The 21,370-nt window shown below is 71.1% G+C and carries 20 protein-coding genes; 8 read left to right on the top strand and 12 right to left on the bottom strand.

What is annotated here, in order from left to right:
• Together AC3WQR_RS25480 and AC3WQR_RS25475 are read left to right on the top strand one after the other, a co-directional pair.
• The coding region (locus AC3WQR_RS25480; protein ID WP_492744483.1) for an ABC transporter C-terminal domain-containing protein at positions 1-271 on the top strand (271 nt) is incomplete at its 5' end.
• 106 nt (positions 272-377) lie between these two features.
• Positions 378-2,108: a phospholipase D family protein gene (locus AC3WQR_RS25475; RefSeq protein WP_492744481.1), complete on the top strand. Its 1,731-nt coding sequence runs from the start codon at positions 378-380 to the stop codon at positions 2,106-2,108.
• A gap of 24 nt (positions 2,109-2,132) precedes the next feature.
• Here AC3WQR_RS25475 and AC3WQR_RS25470 read toward each other — a convergent pair whose 3' ends face one another.
• The 4 genes from AC3WQR_RS25470 to AC3WQR_RS25455 form a co-directional block, all read right to left on the bottom strand.
• Entirely contained in the window at positions 2,133-3,062 is a 930-nt protein-coding gene (locus tag AC3WQR_RS25470) for a copper chaperone PCu(A)C domain-containing protein (protein ID WP_159274650.1), read from the bottom strand.
• 32 nt (positions 3,063-3,094) lie between these two features.
• Positions 3,095-5,434 (bottom strand): TonB-dependent receptor, encoded by a 2,340-nt coding sequence (locus tag AC3WQR_RS25465; RefSeq protein WP_492744478.1) that lies wholly within the window; start codon positions 5,432-5,434, stop codon positions 3,095-3,097.
• Between the two features lie 86 nt (positions 5,435-5,520).
• Positions 5,521-5,892: a DUF2946 family protein gene (locus AC3WQR_RS25460; RefSeq protein ID WP_492744475.1), complete on the bottom strand. Its 372-nt coding sequence runs from the start codon at positions 5,890-5,892 to the stop codon at positions 5,521-5,523.
• An 11-nt stretch (positions 5,893-5,903) separates the two neighbouring features.
• Entirely contained in the window at positions 5,904-7,160 is a 1,257-nt protein-coding gene (locus AC3WQR_RS25455; RefSeq protein WP_492744473.1) for a TraB/GumN family protein, read from the bottom strand.
• 65 nt (positions 7,161-7,225) lie between these two features.
• Between AC3WQR_RS25455 and AC3WQR_RS25450 the strand changes: the two genes are divergently transcribed.
• Both AC3WQR_RS25450 and AC3WQR_RS25445 read left to right on the top strand, forming a co-directional pair.
• Positions 7,226-7,639 (top strand): VOC family protein, encoded by a 414-nt coding sequence (locus AC3WQR_RS25450; protein WP_062482861.1) that lies wholly within the window; start codon positions 7,226-7,228, stop codon positions 7,637-7,639.
• A gap of 2 nt (positions 7,640-7,641) precedes the next feature.
• Positions 7,642-8,841 (top strand): toxin-antitoxin system YwqK family antitoxin, encoded by a 1,200-nt coding sequence (locus AC3WQR_RS25445; protein ID WP_492744488.1) that lies wholly within the window; start codon positions 7,642-7,644, stop codon positions 8,839-8,841.
• 21 nt (positions 8,842-8,862) lie between these two features.
• Here the strand turns inward: AC3WQR_RS25445 and AC3WQR_RS25440 are convergent, their stop codons facing one another.
• Genes AC3WQR_RS25440 through AC3WQR_RS25430 form a run of 3 tightly spaced genes read right to left on the bottom strand, consistent with a single transcriptional unit; the run spans position 8,863 to position 11,832 of the window.
• A complete protein-coding gene (locus tag AC3WQR_RS25440; RefSeq protein WP_492744470.1) occupies positions 8,863-9,837 on the bottom strand; it encodes a Bug family tripartite tricarboxylate transporter substrate binding protein in 975 nt (324 codons plus the stop codon).
• A gap of 4 nt (positions 9,838-9,841) precedes the next feature.
• Positions 9,842-10,078 (bottom strand): hypothetical protein, encoded by a 237-nt coding sequence (locus AC3WQR_RS25435; protein ID WP_492744468.1) that lies wholly within the window; start codon positions 10,076-10,078, stop codon positions 9,842-9,844.
• Positions 10,075-11,832 (bottom strand): FAD-dependent monooxygenase, encoded by a 1,758-nt coding sequence (locus AC3WQR_RS25430; RefSeq protein ID WP_492744466.1) that lies wholly within the window; start codon positions 11,830-11,832, stop codon positions 10,075-10,077. The genes AC3WQR_RS25435 and AC3WQR_RS25430 overlap by 4 nt, the downstream gene beginning before the upstream one ends.
• An 84-nt stretch (positions 11,833-11,916) precedes the next feature.
• Between AC3WQR_RS25430 and AC3WQR_RS25425 the strand changes: the two genes are divergently transcribed.
• Complete coding sequence (locus AC3WQR_RS25425; protein WP_492744463.1) at positions 11,917-12,714, top strand: helix-turn-helix transcriptional regulator; 798 nt, start codon at positions 11,917-11,919, stop codon at positions 12,712-12,714.
• On the opposite strand, the gene AC3WQR_RS25420 is transcribed toward AC3WQR_RS25425, so the two are convergent.
• The 3 genes from AC3WQR_RS25420 to AC3WQR_RS25410 all read right to left on the bottom strand — a co-directional run bounded on the left by AC3WQR_RS25420 (position 12,701) and on the right by AC3WQR_RS25410 (position 16,307).
• Positions 12,701-13,828 carry a zinc-dependent alcohol dehydrogenase family protein gene (locus AC3WQR_RS25420; RefSeq protein WP_492744460.1) on the bottom strand — a complete coding sequence of 376 codons (1,128 nt, stop codon included), beginning with the start codon at positions 13,826-13,828 and terminating at the stop codon, positions 12,701-12,703. The two genes, AC3WQR_RS25425 and AC3WQR_RS25420, sit on opposite strands and share 14 nt — an antisense overlap.
• Before the next feature lie 27 nt (positions 13,829-13,855).
• Positions 13,856-15,040 carry an ABC transporter substrate-binding protein gene (locus AC3WQR_RS25415; protein WP_487847753.1) on the bottom strand — a complete coding sequence of 395 codons (1,185 nt, stop codon included), beginning with the start codon at positions 15,038-15,040 and terminating at the stop codon, positions 13,856-13,858.
• A 172-nt stretch (positions 15,041-15,212) separates the two neighbouring features.
• The gene (locus AC3WQR_RS25410; RefSeq protein ID WP_487847358.1) at positions 15,213-16,307 is read right to left on the bottom strand and encodes a fumarylacetoacetate hydrolase family protein; all 1,095 of its coding nucleotides are present in this window, start codon (positions 16,305-16,307) and stop codon (positions 15,213-15,215) included.
• 118 nt (positions 16,308-16,425) lie between these two features.
• Between AC3WQR_RS25410 and AC3WQR_RS25405 the strand changes: the two genes are divergently transcribed.
• On the top strand, positions 16,426-17,598 hold the full coding sequence (locus AC3WQR_RS25405; RefSeq protein ID WP_492744457.1) for a DUF3108 domain-containing protein: 1,173 nt from the start codon (positions 16,426-16,428) through the stop codon (positions 17,596-17,598).
• Between the two features lie 109 nt (positions 17,599-17,707).
• Positions 17,708-17,989 (top strand): BTH_I0359 family protein, encoded by a 282-nt coding sequence (locus tag AC3WQR_RS25400; protein WP_056577200.1) that lies wholly within the window; start codon positions 17,708-17,710, stop codon positions 17,987-17,989.
• A gap of 53 nt (positions 17,990-18,042) precedes the next feature.
• Here the strand turns inward: AC3WQR_RS25400 and AC3WQR_RS25395 are convergent, their stop codons facing one another.
• A complete protein-coding gene (locus AC3WQR_RS25395; protein ID WP_492744455.1) occupies positions 18,043-19,107 on the bottom strand; it encodes an AbrB family transcriptional regulator in 1,065 nt (354 codons plus the stop codon).
• A gap of 64 nt (positions 19,108-19,171) precedes the next feature.
• Here AC3WQR_RS25395 and AC3WQR_RS25390 point away from each other — a divergent pair, with 64 nt between their 5' ends.
• Positions 19,172-19,990 carry a ChaN family lipoprotein gene (locus AC3WQR_RS25390; protein ID WP_492744453.1) on the top strand — a complete coding sequence of 273 codons (819 nt, stop codon included), beginning with the start codon at positions 19,172-19,174 and terminating at the stop codon, positions 19,988-19,990.
• On the opposite strand, the gene aptA is transcribed toward AC3WQR_RS25390, so the two are convergent.
• Positions 19,974-21,308, bottom strand: coding sequence for an omega-aminotransferase AptA (aptA, locus tag AC3WQR_RS25385; RefSeq protein WP_492744452.1), 1,335 nt, complete (start codon positions 21,306-21,308; stop codon positions 19,974-19,976). The genes AC3WQR_RS25390 and aptA overlap by 17 nt on opposite strands.
• Positions 21,309-21,370: the final 62 nt, after the last annotated feature.

Genomic DNA, 21,370 nt, shown 5'->3' with positions numbered 1-21,370 from the left:
CCCCGCGGCTGCACCCGCTGCAGCCCCCACCGGCGGTCCCCGCAAGAAGCTCTCTTACAAGGAGCAGCGCGAACTCGAAGCCCTGCCCGCGCAGATCGAAGCCCTCGAAACCGAGCAGAAGCGCATCAGCGAAATGCTCGAACTCGACGGCGGCGCCATCTATGCAAGCGACGCCTCGCGCGCGGTCGAGCTGAGCGAGCGCCACGCGAAAATCGACGACGAGCTGCTCGCCGCGCTGGAGCGCCAGGAAGAACTCGGCGCCGGGCGCTGAGCGCCCTCTTCCCTCACCGGTTGGCCGCCCGTCCCACCCACGACGGGCGCCAACTCGGCTATACATGCGGCACCGCCTTCCCAAGCCCCCGGAAAGACCCCGCCGCATGCCTTCTTCTTCCTTCCACGCGTTGGTCCGCCGCAGCGTCGCGCTGCTGGCCCTCATGGTGCTCGGCGCCTGCGCGCAGCTTCCGAAGGACGTGGACCGCCCCGTCTCGACCGCGCTCGCCTCGCCCGACGGCACGGCGCTGGCCACGCTGCTGCGGGAGCGCCGCAACGCCGACAAGGCGCGCTTCGATTCCGGCTTCCTGCTGCTGGGCGGCCCGCAGGCCGCCTACGGCAGCCGGCTGGCGCTGATCGAGAACGCACAGAAGACGCTGGACCTGCAGTACTACGCCATCCACGCCGACGCCAGCACCGGCCGGCTGGTGCGCGGGCTGCGCGCGGCGGCCGAGCGCGGCGTGCGGGTGCGCATCCTGCTGGACGACTTCCACACCATCGGCCGCGACGCGCTGGTGCTCGGCCTGGCCTTCATCCCGAACATCGAGATGCGGCTGTTCAACCCGCTCGCGGGTTCGCGCGGCACCGGCTTCAACCGCATGCTCAACGCCATCGGCGAGGTCTCGCGCATCCAGCAGCGCATGCACAACAAGCTGTTCCTGGCCGACAACGTGATGGGGGTGACGGGCGGGCGCAACCTGGGCGACGCCTACTTCGGCAATGCCATCACCGGCAACTTCGTCGACGTCGACGTGCTGGCGGCCGGCCCGATCGTGCAGGACCTCTCGCGCAGCTTCGACAGCTACTGGAACAACGAGCGCGCCTACCCCGTGCAGTCGCTGGTCTCGCGCGAGGAGTTCCAGCGCATCCGCGACCGCGCGCGCCGGGTCGACCAGGAACTCAGCGACGAAGCGGCCGAAGCACGCAACCAGCCCAAGCCCCCGGACGGCGAGCCGCGCCCCGGCGCCGGCCCCACGGCCGAGCAGCGCGCCCGCGCCTGGGACGAGAAGCCGCTGGATCTACGCAGCGCCGCCTTCGTCTGGGCCCCGGCCCTGATGCTGGCCGACGCGCCCGGCAAGATCCCGGCCGACAGCGGCCCCGGCGCGGTGCGCAACCCCGACCTCGTGGTCAGTCGGCCCGAGCTGCCCTCGCGCAGCGCCACCGCGCTGGCCGACCTGGCCTCCAGCGGCGACACGGTGGTCGAAGGCCTGCTGCACCTGATCGGCCAGGCGCGCACCGACCTGCTGATCATCTCGCCCTACTTCGTGCCCGGCCCCGACATGCAGCAGGCCTTTGCCGCGGCGCGCGCGCGGGGCGTGCGCATCCGGGTGCTGACGAATTCACTGGCCTCGAACGACGCGCCCATCGCCCACGTCGGCTATGCGCGCCACCGCAAGGCGCTGCTCGCCGCCGGCGTGGAGCTCTACGAGCTGCGCAGCGAGCAGGCCGACTTCGGCAATGTGTTCGGCTCCTCGGGCGGCAGCGGCGCGGGCAGCGTCAGCGGCGAATCGCGCGCGATGCTGCACTCCAAGGTGCTGGTGATGGACGGCCGGTTGCTGGTGGTCGGCTCGATGAACCTCGACCTGCGCTCGCAGCTGCAGAACACCGAGATCGCGCTGCTGATCCGCAGCGGCGAACTCTCGCGCATGGCGGCCGAGCAGATCGAGCGCGGCATGCGCGAGCGCGCCTGGCATGTCGAGCTCGCAAAAGGCACGCTGGTGTGGCACGCGCCCGAAGGCAGCGGCCTGCAGGACACGGACACCGAGCCCGACGCGAGCGCCACGCTGCGCTTCCTGCTGCGACTGTTCGGGCCGCTGGCGCCGGACCAGTTGCTCTGACGGTCCGGCCAGACCCCGCCGGGGTCAGTGCTTGTGCTGGTGCGCACCGCCCGCCGCGGGCGCAGCGGCAGCGGCGGCGCCTTCGGGCGCACCGACCGGCAGCTTCAGCTCCAGCGTCGTCTTCGCGCCCTTGGCGTCCTCGAACTTCAGGGTCATGGGCACGGTCGCGCCCTTGGTCATCGCGCCCTTCAGGTCCATCAGCATCACGTGGTAGCCACCGGGCTTGAGCTCGACGGTCTTGCCGGCCGGCAGCTCGAGGCCGCCCGCGAGTTCGCGCATGCGCATGGTGTCGCCTTCCATCTTCATCTCGTGCACCTCGGCCACGCCGGCGGCAGGCGTCGAGATGCCGACCAGCTTCGTGCCCGTGGGCGCGGTGAGCTTCATGAAGGCGCCGGTGCCGCTCTGGCCCGGCACCGACTGGCGCACCCAGGCGTCGCGCACGTCGACCGTGGCCACGCCCTGCGCCACCACGTCGAGCTTGGCCGCGGGCTTCTTCAGGCCGGCCGTGGTGCTTCCCGCGGCGGGCACTTCGGCCCAGTCGACGCTGCCGACGTCGCAGTCCTGGCGCACCTTGAACCACAGCGGGCCCGGCGTGGCGGGCACCTTGCCGCGCAGCACGAACTCGCCGCGCTCGCTGCCGGGCAGCGCGTTCTGCGGCGTCTCTGCCGTCCAGCGCACTTCGCCTTCGGCGCTGCCCGCCTTGGGCGCGTCGAGCTTCCAGCCCTTGCGCGCCTGCGCGTCGGTGAGCACGAAGCCCTTGGGCAGGCGCACCGCGAGGCCGGTCGTGGCCTTGGCGCCTTCGCAGGCGTGGCCTACGCGGAAGGCGGCGTTGTACTCGCTGCCGACGGTGGCGCCGCCCGGGGGCAGGCTCACGTGGGCGCCGGCGGCGCCGGCACCGGCCAGCAGGGCGCAGGCGGCGAGGATGTGGAAAGTGGGGGTCGAAAGCTTCGTCATGGCGTGTGTCCTTGGGGAGGAAAAAGTGAGGGTCAGAGGTCGAACTTCAGTTCGGCCACGAAGGTGCGTTGCGGGTACGGGTGGAAGGCCCAGTAGGTGCGGTTGTTCAGGTTGTCGATGCCGACGGCGGCGCTCCACTGGCGGTCGATGCGGTAGCGGATGCGCGCATCGACCACGAAGAACTTCGAGAAGCCCATGAAGGCCATGCCGTTCGGATCGCTGTTGTCGAGCGTGCCGTACTGGCGCCCGCTGTAGCGCGCGCCGACGGTATAGCTCCACTTGGCGTCGGGCCGGTAGGTGGCGAGCAGCGAGGCGCGCACCTTGGGCACGCGCGGTTGGTCGCGCCCCACGCTGGCCGGGAAGCCGCGGTTGGCGGTGATCTTCGAATCGGTCAGCGTGAGGCTGCCGCCCAGGTCCAGCCCCTGGATGCCCGCGTCGACCGTGTTGATCGCCACCTCCAGCCCGCGCGTGCGGATGGCGTCGACGTTCTGCACGGTGCTCACGAGGTTGGTGAGCGCCTGGGTGTACAGCGCGTCCTTCGTGTGCTCGAAGAACAGCGTGGTGCGCAGCACGCCGTCGACGCCCCAGCGCTTGAGGTCGCGCTCGGCGCTCAGCTCGGCGGTCCACGAGCGCTCGGGGCGCAGCTCGGGGTTGGTGTTGACGATGCGGTTGCCCTCGATCGAGCCCTGGTAGAGCTCGCTCACGGTGGGCATGCGCACGGCGCGGCCGACCGAGGCCTTGAAGTGCCAGTCGGGCGTGGCCTGCCAGGCGAGCGCGGCCTTGGGCGAGACGAAGCTGTTCTTGCGCGGCGCGAAGTCGAGCAGCCGCGCCGCGTTGCCCAGCTGGCCGCCGTAGGCCTCCCAGCGCTCGTGGCGCAGGCCCAGCGTGGTCTTCCAGTCTTTCGCGAAGCGCCAGGTGTCCTGCACGTAGAGCGAGCGCAGCCGCGTGTTGCCGTTGAAGGCGGAGAACGGCGACACGGCCGGCCCGCCGATCCAGTCGCGCGTGTTGCCGATGGCGCTGCGCAGCCGCGCAGTGTCCTGCTGGACGCCGAAGTCGACCACGTGCGCGCCCACGCCTTCGGCCGAGCCGGTGGGCCGCCAGGTGCCCGCGGCCTTGAAGGTGTGCCAGCCGGTGCCGCCCATGTCGGTGGTGCGGCCGGGGCCGCCGTAGAAGGCGCCGGGCAGCGCCGTGGTCGGCGTGCGCGAGGTGTCTTTCGCGTAGTCGAACAGGCTCGCCGCCACCTCCCAGTCGAACACGCCGCCGGTGTGGCTCTTCACCGAGAGGCCGTGCATGTAGTGCGTGAGCGCCGTCTCGGTCGGCGCGAAGGCCGCCGCCGGTGCGTCGAGGTTGTAGGTGCGTCCGCCGAGGTTCACGCGCCCGCCGTACACCGGCTGGCCGAGCGCATCGCGCAGGTAGGTGTCGGTGCTGCCGTGCGTGGTGTTGTGCCAGGCGCCCAGCGTGTAGGTGGCGCGCACCGTGGGCGAGAAGTCGTAGGCCAGCTTGAGCTTGGCCTGCTCCTGGGTGGTGTCGTAGGCGGTGATGCCGCCCAGCAGCCACCACGGCTGGTTCGACGGGTTCAGCCCGAGCACCGCGCCGGTGACGGGCGTGCCCGCGCTGCCCACCGTGCCGGCGCTCACGAGCCGGTTGGCAAACGACAGCGACTGCCCCTTGCTGTGGGTGCGCGAGGCGCCGAGCCACCACGACCAGTCGCCGCTGCGGCTGCCCAGCGACAGGTCGAGCTGCTGGCCGCCCGGCGACGAATGGCTGTTGTACAGGTCGAAGTTCGAGGTGAAGCCGCTGAGCTTGACGTGCGCCTCGAGCTGCGTGGGCATGCGCGTCACGTAGTCGACCACGGCGCCCACCGAGTTGCCCGGGTAGGCGGCCGAGAACGGGCCGTAGAGCACGTCGACGCGCTCGATCTCGTCGGGCGACACCATGCCCCAGCGCGGCGCGAAGGTGGCGCCGTTGCCCAGCGGGTTCGACAGCATGATGCCGTCGGCGTAGACCATCGCACGCGCGCTGTTGCCCGTGCCCGAGGCGCGCGTGGCCAGCACCGCGTGGTTGAAGTCGCCGATGTAGCGCTTGCGCACCAGCAGGCTCGGCAGGTACTTGAGCGCGTCTTCGGCGTCGGTCGCGTTGACCGTCTCGGCGATCTGCTCGGCGGTCACGCCTTCGATGGTGGTGGGGATCTGCGTCGGCAGCGAGGTCGGCCGGCCACCGCTGATGGTGACGGTACCCAGCGTGCGGCCCGGGGCGGCCGCAGCGCCGGCCTCCGGCGGATCAATGTCCGGCGGCGTTTGCTGCTGCGCCCACACCGGCGCGCTGAAAGGAAATGCCATGGCGATCGCCAGGGCGCGGGAGTGCTGCTTCATGGGGAACCGGCTCCACGAACTTCAAGCCAAAGGGACTGCCTGCGCGCACCTGGGGTGCACCGACAGACAGCGCTGTTGCTGATCGCTCAGGCGGAACGCGGGGGCCCACGGGCCGGAAGCGGCGCGGCCGTGGCCGCGGCATGGCGCGCGGCGGGAATGGGTTGAAGCACGCGCCCCAGCGGCAGGGGCGCATCGAACGCGGCGGCCACGGGCGGCGGGGGCGGCGCGCCGGTTAGCACGCACAGCGGGCAGTCCATGTGCGTGGCGCCCATGTCCTGCACGCCGTCTTCGGTGTGCACCACCACCTTGATGGTGCCGGCGCCAGAACACACCAGCTCCATCGCCTGCGGATGCACCACCGGCGACGCCACCGCCACGCCCAGCGACAGCACGAACCACAGCAGCACCCACCGGCCGAGGCGGCCGATCAGGCGGGGGTGGGGGAGCAACGTGTGCATGGCGGTCGAGATTATCGGCGCACTTTGCTGTTGGTGGCCTTGGGGGCGGCACGGGGTGCGGCCTTGCCTTTCGGCGCGGCAGCGGCTTTGGCGGTCGGCTTGGCCCCGCCCTTCGCGGTCGCCTTCTGGCCAGCGCCCTTGACGGCCTTCTGCCCCTTGACGTTCTTGCCACCGCGCACCGCCTTGCGGGCCGGCGGCTCGGGCGCGGCGAGCGCCGGCATCGGCAGCGCCTGCTGCGCCTGCGCCTCGGTGAGCACCGGCGTGACGCGAAAGCCGCGCGCCGCCATCAGCGTGGGCAGGCCCTGCGCGCCGACCATGTGCAGCGCGCCGACCGCGGCGAACGCGCTGCGCCCGCCCGCATGCAGGCGCTCGATGCCGTCGGCCAGCCCGGGGTTGCGGTCGTCGAGCAGGCGCTTCATGAGGCGCTGCTCGGCCGGCGTGTTCAGGCACTCGCACCACTCGGCGTAGCGTGCCAGCCGGGCCGCGTCGCTGCGCGCCCAGACATCGGCCAGCGTCTTGAGCTGGCCGCGCAGCCGGCCCGATTCGAGCTCGTCGAGCATGGCGTCGATCTGCTCGGCCTCCTCGGCTTCGGAGCCGCCGGTGAGCCAGCGCAGCTGGTCGGCCGCGTTCTCGAGCGCGACGATCGGCTTGTTGCTGTTGCGCGCCGAGACGGCCAGCGTCTCGTCGACGCCGAACTCCGCATACAGCCCGTCGGCGCGCGCCGCCAGCGCGGTCAGCGCCGTCACCTGCAGGATGGGCGACAGCCGGGCGGTCGAGCCCGGCGGCACGCAGGCCTCGGCGTTCTGGCGCTCGAGCCGGCGGGCGCGTTCGCCGCTGAGCACGCGCGCCACCGCGGCCGGGTCGGCCGGCTGGCTCAGGGCGCGCACCGTGGCGTCGTCGCGCGAGTCGAGCTCCAGCGCGAGCGTGTCGCTCTGCGCCAGCGCCTTCTGCACGGTGGGGCCGGGACGCACCCATTCGCCGCGCCCCAGGTGCAGGGTGCCGTAGAGCCACGAGGTGCGGCCGTCGCGCTCGATGCGCCACAGCAGGCCGCGGTCGATGCCATTGCGCAGGCCGATGCCGGGCTTCTCCAGGCTGGCGATGGCCGAGGGCGGGCAGGCAGCGGCATGTGCGGCCACCGCGATGAAACAACCACCGACTGCCGCGAAGGCCTGGCGGGTCAGACGTGCAAGAAGGCGCTGGGGCGCCGGCCGGTCGGTGCCGCGCGACAGCAGGCGCAGCGGTGCGACGAGGGCTCGGAGTATCCGCAAGGCGAGCTCCATGATTGAAAGAAAGTCCGGCATTCTCACAGCACCGCTGCCCATAATCCAAAACCATGCAAAGCATCTTTCACCTTGCCTTCCACGTGCGCGACCTGGACGGCGCCCGCCGCTTCTACGGCGACGTGCTCGGCTGCGCCGAAGGCCGCAGCACCGACACCTGGGTCGACTTCGACTTCTTCGGCCACCAGATCTCGCTGCACCTGGGCGAGCCCTTCGCCACCACCCGCACCGGCCGCGTCGGCGACGCGATGGTGCCCATGCCGCACTTCGGCATCGTGCTCGCGCTGCCCGACTGGCAGGCGCTGGCCGGGCGCCTCGAAGCCGCCGGCACCGAGTTCGTGCTGAAGCCGCAGGTGCGCTTCGAAGGCCAGCCGGGCGAGCAGTGGACGATGTTCTTCTGCGACCCCTTCGGCAACCCGATCGAGGTCAAGGGTTTCCGTTCGCTCGACACGCTCTACGACAAGTGACCCTGCGCCCGCCCGCTTCCGATCTTCGGGCGCCCCGGGCGGCCGCGTCCCTCCTCGGCCTGGCCGCGATCGCATTGGCCGCGCTGCTGGGTACCCCGAGGGTCCACGCGCAGCAGGAGTGCGAGCTCAACGGCCAGCGCGTGAGCCCGGCCGACGGCAACAGCACCGCCGGCAAGACCGGCCTGATGCGCTGCAAGGACCGTGGCACCGGCGAGCTCCAGCGCGAGCAGCAGGTGCAGAACGGCGTCTTCATGGGCCTGGTGCGCTTCTACGAAAAGGGCAAGCTCGCGCGCGAGCACACCATCAACGCCAAGGGCAACATGCACGGCCGCGCGCGCGAGTTCGCGCCCGGTGGCCAGGTGCTGCGCGACGCCATGTACGACGACGGCCAGGAGCGCGGCCTGGTGCGCAGCTTCTACCCCGGCGGCCAGCTGCGGCGCGCCACCTTCTACCCCGACCGCGGCACCGAGCGCGCCATGGTCGAGTTCACCGAGCGCGGCCAGATGTCGATGCTGCGCTGCGCCGAGGCGCCGGTGCTGGCGCCGGTGGCCGACGATGCCAGGCTGTGCGGCTTCACGGGCGGGCCGTCGAACGTCGACCTGTTCGACGCGCGCGGCACGCTGCGCTCGCGGCTGTCGTACCAGGCGGGCAAGCGCGTGCGCACGCAGGAGTTCTACGACAACGGCAAGCCCTCGGTGGTCGACGAGACCACCGGCAACCGGCGCGTGGAGCGCAGTTTTTCGTCAGAAGGCGTGAAGCGGCGCGAAACCGTGTGGCTGCTGGTCGGGCGCTCGTCGATCCGCCAGCGCGAGCAGGAGTTTTCCGACCGCGGCTCGCTGGTGCGCGACCAGCGCTGGAACGCCGCGGGCGAGCCCCTGAGCGACGACAGCTACCACCTCAACGGCCAGCCGCGCAGCAAGGCCGTCTACAGCGGCGCCGGCAGCGAGCGCACGGTCGACGTGACCGAGTTCTACGACAGCGGCCAGCGCGCCGCGCAGGGCCGCTACCTCGCGCCGGGGCGCGGCCGGCAGGTGCCCGTAGGCACGCACCAGCGCTTCAATGAAAAAGGCGAGCTGCTGGCCGAGTCGAGCTTCGACGACAAGGGCCGCGTGACGCGCGAACGCAGCTGGGACGAGAACGGCGAGCTGCAGCGCGACGACGAAGTCTTCGAAGACGGCTCGCGAAAAGCGTTCGCCCGCTAGGACGAACGCCTCTGGGCGGCATCAGTCCAGCTTGATGCCCGCCTGCTTGATGATCGGGCCCCAGCGCTTCGACTCCGCGCGCGACAGCGCCGCGAACTGCGCCGGCGTGCCGGGCATCGCTTCCATGCCGAAGTCGTCGAAGCGCTTTTGCACAGCCGGCGTGCTGAAGGCCTTGTTCAGGTCGCTGTTGAGCTTGTTCACCACGGCGGCGGGCAGGCCCGCCGGGCCGAGGATGCCCTGGAACGCGAACACCTCGGTGTTGGGCACGCCCACTTCGGCCAGCGTCGGCACGTCGGGCAGGCGCTTGCTGCGCGCGCCCGAGCCGATGGCCAGCACGCGCACCTTGTTGCCCTGCATGATCGGCAGGCCCGAGGCCAGGTCCAGGAACATGCACGGCACCTGGCCGCCCATCACGTCGGCCATGGCCGGCGCCGCGCCGCGGTACGGGATGTGGGTGATGAAGGTGCCGGTGCGCGCCTTGAACATTTCCATCGCCAGATGGTGCGGCGAGCCGTTGCCCGGCGAGGCGTAGTTGACCTTGCCGGGGTTGGCCTTCACGTAGGCCAGGAACTCCTTGAAGGTCTTGGCCGGGAAGTCCGGGTGCACGACCAGCGCGAGCGGGAACTTGCCGATGGCGCCGATGTAGGTGAAGTCTTTCTCGGGGCTGAACGGCAGCTTGCTGAACAGGTGCTCGTTGAAGGCCAGCACGGCGTTGTCGGCCGACAGCACCGTGTAGCCGTCGGGCTTGCTCTTGGCGACCAGGTCGGCGCCGATGTTGGTCGACGCGCCGGGGCGGTTGTCGACCACGATCTGCTGGCCCAGCGTCTGGCGCATGGCCTCGGCCAGCACGCGCGCGATTACGTCGGTGCCGCCGCCCGCGGGGTACGGCACGACCCACTTGATGAGCTGCGCGGGGTAGTCCTGTGCGTGGGCGAAGGGGGCTGCGGCCACGGCGGCGCCGGAGGCGAGCGTGGCGAGAAGGGTGCGGCGATCCATGAGATCAATCTCCATGTTGTTGTTCGGAAGCGGACAGCGATGGTACGGGCAGCGCGCGCAACGCGTCGGCCAGCGCGGCGCGGCAGCGCGCCTCGTCGCCGACCTGCTCGAACAGCAGCAGCGCGAGCCGCGCGAGGAACAGCGATTCGCGCTCGGCGCCGGCCTCGGTGATGGCGCGCGCGCACTCGGCGTACAGGCGGTCGCGGGCGTCGGGATGGAGCGAGGGGGCGGAGGTCGTCATGCGGGAATGTCCTGTGAAGGGGCGACGGCCGCGCGCGCCAGCGCGGCGGGCAGCGCGCCGGCCGGCAGGCGGTGCCAGCGCGCGGCCACGTGGCCGTCGGGGCGCAGCAGATAGACGGCGCCATCTTGCGCGCCGAGCGCTGCGAAGACGGCGGGGGACGCCTGCGCATCGGCGCTGCTGCTGCCCAAGCTGCCAATGGTGCGCACCGCGAAAGGCAAAGCGCCCTGCCGGGCCTGCGCGATGTCGGCGTCGGGCAGCGGCGCCAGGTCCGGCTGCAGCACCAGCAGCGTGAACACCGGGCCGATCCAGTCGGTGAGATGGCCCTGCGCGAGCGGCTGCTCGGGCATCGCCTCGCCCGGCAACGGCCCGGCGGGCAGCGCATCGCCCGTGCTCGACAGCGCCGAACCCTCGTAGCGCACGGCCTGCGTCTGGCGCGGGTTGATGAGCTGCGCGATGCCACGGTGCGCCTCCGACAGCGACAGCGCCGCCTCGCGCAGCAGGTCGAAGCCGCGCGAGGGCGGCGACATGAACTCGGTGCTGCGCATCGCGCTCTCGGCGTTGATGTGGAAGGCCGCGATGCGCTCCTGCGAGTACGAATCCAGCAGCGCCGGGCCCGACAGGCCCTGGGCCACGAAGGCCAGTTTCCAGGCCAGGTTGTCGGCGTCGTCGAATCCCGAATTGAGCCCGCGCACGCCGAAGATCGGCATCGCGTGCGCCGCGTTGCCCGCGAACACGACGCGGCCGTGGCGGTAGCTGTCGAGCGTCATCGCGCCGGCGCGGTAGACCGAGGTCCACACCGTCTTCCACGGCAGGTGGCCTTCGCCGATGGCGTCGAGGTGGCGCTGCACGAACTCGGCCACCGCCGCGGGCTGCAGCGCGTCTTCGGTGCTCTGGCCGGCGCGCAGCTGGTAGTCGATGCGCCAGATGTCGTCGGGCTGGCGGTGCATCAGCACGGTCGAGCCGGGGTTCCACGGCGGGTCGAACCAGGCGCGGCGCTCGGTCGGGTGGTCGCTGTGCAGTTCGATGTCGATGATCACGTAGCGGCCTTCGTAGCCCGTGCCCTCCAGCGCCAGCCCGAGCGACTTGCGCACGAAGCTCTGGCCGCCATCGCAGGCCGCGAGCCACTGGCCGCGCAGGCGGTAGGCGCCCTCGGCGTTGCGCACGTCGAGCGTCACGCCCTCGCCGTCCTCGTCCTGCGCAAGCGCGGTGAGCTCGGTGCCCCAGCGGATGTCGATGAGCCCCGGCGTCGCGGCATTGCGGCGCTCGATCTCGTCCAGCAGGTACTGCTCGATGTAGTACTGCTCCAGGTTGATCATCGGCGGCAGCTTCTGCTGCGCGGCCTGCGGCATCTCGAAGCGGAACACCTCGGCCGTCTTGTAGAAGCTGCGCCCCACGCTCCACGGCAGGCCCTTGCCCATGAACGCCGGGAGCGCGCCCAGGCGCTCGACGATCTCCAGGCTGCGGCGCGAGATGCAGGCCGCGCGGCTGCCCACGCAGACCGTGTCGTCGGCCTCCAGCACCACGCAGCGCGCGCCGTGGTTGGCGAGCCCCAGCGCCAACGCCATGCCCACCGGGCCGCCGCCCGCGATCACGACGGGGTGGCGGCCGGGCTCCATGCCGTCGGCGCCGAGCGACGGCAGCCGGGGCGCGAAGCGCGTGTAGTGGAAGGCGCCGACCGAAGGCGGCAGCGCGGTCGCGGAGGACGGCGGCGGCACGGGGCCGGTGGCGGCGTCGGCGGTACGGGTGGTGGTCATGGAACGGGATTGTCCCGATGCACTGCTCGCGCCAATGTCATAACTTCGTAGGAGGCATTTACCCTAGTCCTCCTTCGAAACCCCATGAAACGCTGGCGCCTCCACCCTGCCGCCGACGCCCAGCTGTCAGCCGCCGTCGTCGGCGACGTGCTGACGGGCATCGGCACGCCACACCTGGCGGCCAGTTGCCTGGCGGCGATGCACCGCGTGATGCCCGTCACCTTCTGCACCGTGTTCGGCGTCGACGCCACCGGCCGCATCGAGACCGTGTCGGCTGCCAGCAGCTACGGCCACACGGCCGAGCGCACCGCCGAGCGCTACGTGGCGCAGCGCTTCGACCGGCTCGACCCCCACATGGCCTGGCTGGCCGCGCGCAAGCTGCCCAAGCGCGCGCAGCTGTGGATGGGCCACCAGCACGGCGACGAGGTGGCCGACCCCGCCTACCGCGCCGCCTGCTACGGCGACGTGGGCATCCGCGAGCGCAGCTCGGTGCTGTTGCTGCGCCCGAGCGGCCAGCGCGTGGCCGTGAGCTTCTATCGCAGCCTGGCGCAGCCCGAGTTCGGCGAGACCGACTTCGGCGTCATCGCCGCCCACGCCACCCTGCTGGCCGACGCCGCCAGCGCCCACAGCCGCAGCGCAGCGGCCGTGCACGAGGCGGCCGCGCCCACCCTCGCCTCGCGGCTGTTGACGCTGAGCCTGCGCGAGCGCGAGGTGATCGGCCACCTGATGGCGGGCCGCACGGCGAAGGAAACGGCGCGCGTGCTGGGCGTGGAGCTCAGCACGGTGCGCACGCATCAGTACCGGGCGTTCCGGCGGTTGGGGATTCGGACGCAGAAGGAGTTGCTGCGGGGTGCGATGCCTGCGGCCGTCACGGCATCGTGACGATCTGCCGGATGGCCTCGCCGCGCTGCAGGCGGTCGAAGCCCTCGTTGATCTCCTCGAGCTTCAGGCGCCCGGTGAGCAGCCGGTCCACGGGCAGCTTGCCCTGGCGGTACAGCGCGATGAAGCGCCCCAGGTCGCGCCGCGGCACGCAGCTGCCGAGGTAGCTGCCCTTGAGCGTGCGCTCCTCGGCCACGAGGTGCCAGACCGGCGTGTTCAGCGTCTGGATGGCGGCGGGCAGGCCCACGGTCACGGTGGTGCCGCCGCGGCGCGTGACCTTGTAGGCGAACTCCAGCGCCTTGGCCGAACCCACCATCTCGAGCGCATGGTCGACGCCGCCCTCGGTCATGTCGCGCAGCCGCTTGGCCGCATCGGGGTCGCTGGCGTTCACGCTGTCGGTGGCGCCCAGCGCCAGGGCGAAGTCGAGCTTGTCCTGCGCCAGGTCGACCGCGATCACGCGCGCGGCGCCCGCCGCCAGCGCGCCCATGAGCGCGGCCAGCCCCACGCCGCCGAGCCCCACCACGGCCACGGTCTGGCCCGGCCGCACCTGCGAGGTGTTGACCACGGCCCCGACGCCCGTCACCACCGCGCAGCCGAACATGGCCGCAATTTCCAGCGGCAGCTCGCGGTCGATCTTGTGCAGCGAGCGGCGCGACACCGTCGCGTACTCGGCAAAGGCCGACACGCCCACGAAGTGGTCCATCGGCTCGCCGCGGTACGACAGCCGCCGCGCACCGCCCAGCAGCGTGCCCGCCACGTTGGCCGCACCGCCCGGCTCGCACAGCGCGGGGCGGCCCTCGGCGCAGGGCGCGCAATGGCCGCAGCTCGGCACGAAGACCAGGATCACATGGTCGCCCGGCGCCAGGTCGGTCACGCCCTCGCCCAGCGCCTCGACCACGCCGGCCGCCTCGTGGCCCAGCACGATCGGCGTGCGGCGCGGCCGGTCGCCGTTGAGGATCGACAGGTCCGAGTGGCACAGCCCCGCGGCCGCGATGCGCACCAGCACCTCGCCGGGGCCGGGCAGCGCCAGCTCGACCTCCTCGATCTCGAGCGGTCGGCTCTGGGCATAGGGCGCGGGGGCGCCGAGGCGCTGCAGGACGGCGGCACGGACTTTCATGGGGACTCCTTGGGTTCGGTCAGGCGATCAGGACTTCGCTGCGGCAACCAGCGGGCACTTGCTCTTGGACAAGGGCTGGAAGGCCTTGTCGCCGGGGATCGTGGACAGCACCGTGTAGTAGTCCCACGGGTACTTCGACTCGGCGGGCTTCTTCACGCTCACCAGGTACATGTCGTGCACCATGCGGCCGTCGGCGCGGATCGTGCCGCCCTGCGCGAAGAAGTCGTTCACCGGCATCGCCTTCATCTTCGCGGCCACCGTGGCGCCGTCGTCGGTGCCCGCGGCCTGCACCGCCTTCAGGTAGTGCGTGACCGCCGAGTAGGCACCGGCCTGGATCATCGAGGGCATCTTCTTCATGCGCTCGAAGTAACGCCGCGCCCAGGCGCGCGACTCGGGCGTGCGGTCCCAGTAGAAGCCGGTGGCGAAGGTCATGCCCTGCGCCTGCGCCAGGCCCAGCGCATGCACGTCGTTGATGAACATCAGCATCGGCACCACGCGCTGCTTGGGCGACACGCCGAACTGCCGCGCCGCCTTGACGGCATTGACCGTGTCGCTGGTGGCGTTGGCCAGCGCGATGGTGTCGGCCCCCGAGGCCTGCGCCTGCAGCACGTACGACGAGAAGTCGCTGGCGTTGAGCGGGTGGAACACGCTGCCGATCACCTTGCCCTGCAGCTCGCCGACGAACTCGGTCATGTTGGCGGCCATGGCCTTGCCGAAGGCGTAGTCCACCCCGAGCAGGAACCAGGTCTTGCCGCCCTGGCGGCTCACGCCCTGCGCGGCGCCGTTGGCCAGCGCGTAGGTGTCGTAGGTGTAGTGGACCGAGGTCGGCGCGCAGGCTTCGTTGGTGAGCGCCACCGAGGCGCCGCCGGTGTTGATCGACAGCTTCTGCCGCTCGCGCGCCAGGTTGACCACCGACAGCGCGACGGCCGAGTTGTTCATGTCGAAGATGGCGTCGACGCCGTCGCGGTCGTACCAGGTGCGTGCCAGCGAGGCGCCGATGTCGGCCTTGTTCTGGTGGTCGCCCCAGACCAGTTCGATGGGCCGTCCGAGCACCTTGCCGCCGAAGTCCTCGATGGCCATGCGCGCGGCCTCCACCGAGCCGCGCCCCGCGGTGTCGGCATACAGGCCCGACATGTCCGACAGCACGCCCACGCGCACCTTGTCGTCGCTGAGCTTCTGGGCGGCGGCCTGCCCGGCCAGCGCCATGCCCATCCCCACCCATGCGCACAGCGCGCGCCCCGCCAGCTTCGGCATGCCCATGGACCTGTCTCCTTGCAGTGAACGGATCGCTGCATCCTAGGCAGCGCCCGCCGCGCAGGGTTGGGCTTTGCGGAATGGGGGCTTCCGGCCAGCCGAACGGGGAGAAACCCCGACAGGGCCCGCGTCAGCCTTCGGCGGCGGGTTCCGGCGCGGTGCCGGCGTCGATTCCGGCCTGCGGCTTGGTGAGCGACACCGGCGCCTCCACCGGCCGCCCCGCCGTCGACACGATCTCCTGGTCGATCGCGCCGAACAGCGAGCGCCCGTCCAGCCCCTTCATCTCGATGCGGATGGTGTCGCCGAACTTCATGAAGTCGGTGGCGGGCGCGCCGTCCTGGATGGTCTCGATGCAGCGCTTCTCGGCGATGCACGAGTAGCCCTTGGGCCATTCCATGCGGCCGTTCTTCTCGACGCCCTTGTTGCTCACGGTGCCGCTGCCCACGATGCTGCCGGCGCGCACGTTGCGGGTCTTGGCGATGTGGGCGATGAGCTGGCCGAAGTGGAAGGTCATCTCGGGGCCGGCGTCGCACAGGCCGACCTTGCGGCCGTTCCAGCTGCTTTGCAGCGCCAGGTGCACGCGCCCGTCCTGCCAGGCCTCGCCGAGTTCGTCCAGCGTGACGGCCACGGGGCTGAAGGCGGTGGCGGGCTTGCTCTGGAAGAAGCCGAAGCCCTTGGCCAGCTCGGCCGGGATGAGGTTGCGCAGGCTCACGTCGTTGGCCAGCATCACGAGGCGGATGCCGTCCAGCGCCTGCTCGGGCGTGGACCCCATCTTCACGTCGCCGGTGACGACGGCGATCTCGGCCTCGAAGTCGATGCCCATGGCCTCGCTGGGCACGATCACGTCGTCGACCGGGCCCAGGAAGTCGTCGCTGCCGCCCTGGTACATGAGGGGGTCGGTGTAGAAGCTCTCGGGCACCTCGGCGTTGCGCGCCTGGCGCACCAGCTCGACGTGGTTCAGGTAGGCCGAGCCGTCGGCCCACTGGTAGGCGCGCGGCAGCGGCGCCATGCACTGGGCGGGGTCGAAGGGAAAGGCGTGGCGCGCGCGGCCGTGGTTGAGGGCGTCGTACAGGTCCTGCAACTGCGGGCTCATGAAGCCCCAGTCGTCCAGCACCTGCTGCAGCCGGCTCGCGATGCCGGTGGCGTAGTGGGCGAGCGTGAGGTCGCGCGAGACGACGACCAACTGGCCGTCGCGCGAGCCGTCCTTCAGGGTGGCGAGTTTCATGGTGCGGGCGTGAGCAAGAAAAAGGGCGCGGCGCCGCGCCCACTAAACTGGTTGAACGGGCGGCAGTGTACCGAGTGGACTTCGTGAACCTCGGCGCCGCAACCCACTCCACACACCCATGTCGACGCACGTCGCGCCCCCACCGCTGTCCCTGGGCCTGCCCGGGCGCCCGTCCTGGCGCGCGCTCGCGGGGCTGACGCTGGCGGTGGCGCTGGCGCACCTGCTGCTGCTCGGGCTGGCGCCGATGGCCATCGGGCCGGAGCCCTCGCCGCTGGCCAGCAAGTTCATCACGCGCACGATCGTGATCGCGCCGCCCGCGGCGGAAGCCCCCGCGGCACCGGCCGCCGCGCCGGTCGCGGCCAAGCCGCCGCCACCGGCCAAGCCCCGGCGTCCGCGCGAGGCGTCGGTGCCCAAGCCCAAGCCGGCCCCGGCCCCCGTGCCGGACGCGCCGGCACAGACACCTCCTCCCGAAACGCCCGACCAGACCGCGCAAGCCGCTACAGATTCAGGAGCAACCGCCCCCGAAGCACCGGCCAGCGCCCCGGCCGCCGCCACGGGCACCACGGCTGGTGGCACGCAGGGCGGCACGACCACGGCCGGCAGCGGCGCCTCGGGCACCATCGCCGGCACCCAGGCGCTGCGGATTCCGGGCTCGGTCACGCTCGATTTCGAAGCCACGGGCCAGAAAGGCGCCTCCCCGCAGCGCGGCGTGTTCGGCGAGCTGGTCTGGCTGCAGGACGGCACCCGCTACGACGGGCGGCTCACGCTCAAGGCGGTGTTCTTCACCCTGCTGAACTGGCACAGCACCGGCAAGATCGGCCCCTCGGGCCTGGAGCCCGAGCGCTATTCGGAGAGCCGCAAGGCCGAGGTGGCCTCGCATTTCGCGCGCGACCAGGGGCAGATCATCTTCAGCAACAACGCCCCCCCCGTGCCCCTGCAGCCCGGCGCGCAGGACCGCATGAGCGTGATGATGCAGCTGGGCGGCCTGCTGGCGGCCAGCCCGGGGCGCTACCCGCCCGGCACCCGGATCTCGGTGCAGACCGTGGGCGTGCGCGACGGCGACGTGTGGGTTTTCGAGGTCGGCGACGAGGAGCAGCTGAGCCTGCCGGCCGGCGACTTCACCACGCGCAAGCTCACCCGCACGCCGCGCAAGGATTTCGACCGGAAACTGGAGCTCTGGCTGGCCCCGCGCTACGGCTATCTGCCCGTGCGCATCCGCCAGACCGAGGCAAACGGCGACTTTGCTGACGCCCAATTGCGCAAACCCCTACCCGAAGCGCCTGCCAATTGAGGCAAAAAGACTCACATATCAACGGCGCGACGACAACTGTTCTTGAAACTGGCGCGTTGATTGCTATCTAACCCTCATGAACGCCATCGACATCCTCACAGGGCCCGCCATGAACATGCTTTACGACTCCGAGTCCTTCGTCGTCGTGCACGTGCAGCCGAACGACGGCGACGAGCCCAGCACGAAGCCCAACGGCCCCGTGCTGGAACGCCACGGCTTCGAGATCGTGGACAAGCGATCGGGCAAGGAGGTGTACCTCGACGGCTCCTGGGCCGAACTGTTCCAGCAGCAGATCGCCGCCTGGCAGCTCAACACGCCCACGCAGGAAGAGGTCGAGGACACGCTCGAAGGCTACGCCGAGCTGGCGCACACGCCGGTGCTGGTGCACTGAGCGTCCTGCCCCACCGAATGAAACAAGCGCCCCGCGGGGCGCTTTTTCTTTGCCTAGACCCCTCGGCGCTCGGTCCAGCGGTACATCGGCCCCACGATCAGCAGCACCGCCACCAGCCGGCACACCTGGAAGGCCGTGACCACCGGCACGCCCAGCTGCAGCACCTTGGCCGTGATCGACATCTCGGCGATGCCGCCGGGCGAGGTGCCCAGAATCATCGTGGCCGGGTGCAGCCCGGTCGCCCCGGCCAGCAGCCAGGCCGCGCCGGCGCACAGCACCAGCATGCCGACCGTGCCCAGCGCCACCGAGCCGAGCCAGCGCGGCGCCGTGTGCAGGAACTCGCGGCTGAAGCGCACGCCCAGGCTCACGGCAATCACCAGCTGCGCGGTGTTCGACAGCCAGGTCGGCACCGCCGACAGCGACTGCCCCGCGACCGTGAAGCCCATCGCCACCAGCAGCGGCCCCATGAACCACGGGTTGGTGCGGCCCAGCGCCCGCATCGCGAGCCCGCCCGCGCCGGTGGCCAGCGCCAGCAGGGCCAGCCCGGCCGGGTTCACCTCGCGCACGCCGGGCGGGTTGATCTCCAGGCCGTGCAGCCCGCTCCACTGCATCGCGAACGGGATCGTCACGGTCACCACCATCAGTCGCAGGCTGTGCGCGGCGGCCACCAGGTCGGTGCGCGCGCCGGCCGATTCGGCCAGCAGCGTCATCTCCGAAGCCCCACCGATGGCGCCTGCGAAGTAAGTCGTGGCTCTCATGGATTTCGCCGGCACATGCGGCATGCGCGCCGCATGCACGCGGTGCAGCCAGCGGCCGAACCCCCAGCCCAGCAGCAGCGCCCAGCCGATGGCCAGCAGGATCGCCCACCACACGCCGGCCACCAGCGTCACCACCTGCGGCGTGAAATACAGGCCCAGCGCGGTGCCGATGACCCACTGCCCCAGGTTGCGCAGCGGCGTGTGGCTGGCGGTCGGCTGGCCGGCGATCGAGGCCAGCGACACCGCGAACAGCGGGCCGATCATCCAGGGCAGCGGGGTGTGCAGGGCGACACAGGCGAGTGCGGCCGCCAGCGCCAGCAGCAGCGTGGCCAGCACGCGAAGGGGAAAACGAAAGGACACGGGCAGAGAAAGCAGCGGAAAAGGACGACAGCCCGGTGCAGGGCGCCGGGCATAGTATGGCGGGATGCCTTCTCGCCCTTCCCGTGCTTCCCGGTTCCTCGCGCCCCTGGTCGCCGCCGCCCTGCTCGCCGGCTGCGCCGCGCTGTCCGCCGAAGCGCCCGTCGCGCGCCGCGTGGCGGCCCTGCTGCCGGCCGACGCCCTGCTGCTCGGCGAGCAGCACGACGCCCCCGAACACCACGTCCTCGAACGCGAGACCGTGCAGGCCCTGGCCGAACGCGGCCAGCTCGCCGCGCTGGCGCTCGAGATGGCCGAGGAAGGCCGCAGCAGCGCCCGCCTGCCCGCCACCGCGACCGATGCGCAGGTGCAGACCGCCCTCGGCTGGAACGACAAGGCCTGGCCCTGGACGCGCTACGGCCCCACGGTGATGACGGCCGTGCGCGCCGGCGTGCCGGTGGTCGGCGCCAACCTGCCGCGTGCGCGCATGAAGGACGCGATGGCCGACGTCTCGCTCGACGTGCAGCTCAACGGCGAGGCCTACGCCGCGCAGCAGGAGGCCGTGCGCGAGGGCCACTGCAAGCTGCTGCCCGAATCGCAGATCGGCCCCATGACCCGCATCCAGGTCGGGCGCGACCGCGCCATGGCGCAGGCGCTGGTGAAGGCCCGGCAGCCGGGCAAGACGGTGGTGTTGATTGCCGGCGCGGGCCACGTCACCAAGGTGCTGGGCGTGCCGCAGCACCTGCCGACCGACGTGTCGGTGAAGACGGTCCACCTGCAGGCCGGCGGCCCGGCCGAGGACGACACCGACGCCTACGACGCCACCTGGCGCACGCCGGCGCTGCCGCCGGTGGACTACTGCGCGGGCGTGCTCAGGCGAACTTCCTGATCGAATCCGCCAGCGTGTTGACCAGCGTGTCGATGTGCTGCTTCTCGACGATGTAGGGCGGCGCGATCACCAGCACGTCGCCCGCGGGCCGCACCAGCGCGCCCTTGTGGAAGCAGTCGAGAAACACCTCGTAGGCGCGCTTGCCCGGCGACCCGGCGATGGGCGCGAGCTCCACGGCCGCCGCCAGGCCCAGGCTGCGGATGCCCACCACGTTCGGCAGCCCCTTGAAGGTGCTGTGGAAGGCATCGCCCAGCACCTTGCCCATCTCGCCGGCGCGGGCGAACAGGTTTTCTTCCTTGAACAGGTCGAGCGTGGCAATGGCAGCGGCGCAGGCCACCGGGTGGCCCGAGTAGGTGTAGCCGTGGAAGAACTCGACCACGTGCTCGGGCGCGTCGGTCTTCATCATCGCGTCGTAGAGCTTGTCGCGGCAGATCACGCCGCCCAGCGGAATCACGCCGTTGGTCACGCACTTGGCGAAGTTCAGCATGTCGGGCACCACGCCGAAATAGTCCGACGCGAAGTTGGTGCCCATGCGCCCGAAGCCGGTGATGACCTCGTCGAAGATCAAGAGGATGCCGTGCTTGTCGCAGATCTCGCGCAGGCGCTTCAGGTAGCCCTGCGGCGGCAGGTACCAGCCGGCCGAACCGGCCACCGGCTCCACGATGATCGCGGCCACGTTGCTCGGGTCGTGCAGCGGCAGGATGCGGGTTTCGAGTTCGACCAGCGGGTCTTCGGCCCACACCGGCTCCTGGTTGTGGATGTAGGCATGGTTCACCGGGTCGTGGATGAAGCGCATGTGGTCCACGCGCGGCAGGAAGGCCGAGCCGAACACCTTGCGGTTGCCCGGGATGCCGCCCACCGACATGCCGCCGAAGCCCACGCCGTGGTAGCCCTTCTCGCGACCGATGAACACGTTGCGGTGGCCCTCGCCGCGCGCGCGGTGGTAGGCCAGCGCCACCTTCATCGAGGTGTCGGCGGCCTCGGAGCCCGAGTTGCAGAACAGCACCTTGTTCAGGTCGCCGGGGGCCAGCGCGGCGATCATCTCGGCCGCCTTGAAAGCCTTGTCGTTGCTGACCTGGAAGGCGGTGGCGTAGTCCAGCGTGTCCAGCTGCTTCTTGATCGCCTCGTTGATCGGCTTGCGGTTGTGGCCCGCGCCCACGCACCACAGCGAGGAGATGCCGTCGACCACCTTCTTGCCGTCGTGCGTGGTGAACGTCATGCCGTCGGCCGCCACGAACACCCGCGGGTCCTTCTTGAAATGGCGGTTGGGCGTGAAGGGCAACCACTGGTTGTCCATGTTGAAGTCCTGGAAGGCCATGTCTCGCTCCTGCGGTTATGTGGGGAGGGAAAATCGCGATTCTGGCACCCCTGCCACAATCC

It is taken from the genome of Variovorax sp. FW305-3-2-15-B-LB1 (assembly GCF_058787635.1).
This window is presented reverse-complemented; position numbering and strand designations above follow the sequence as displayed.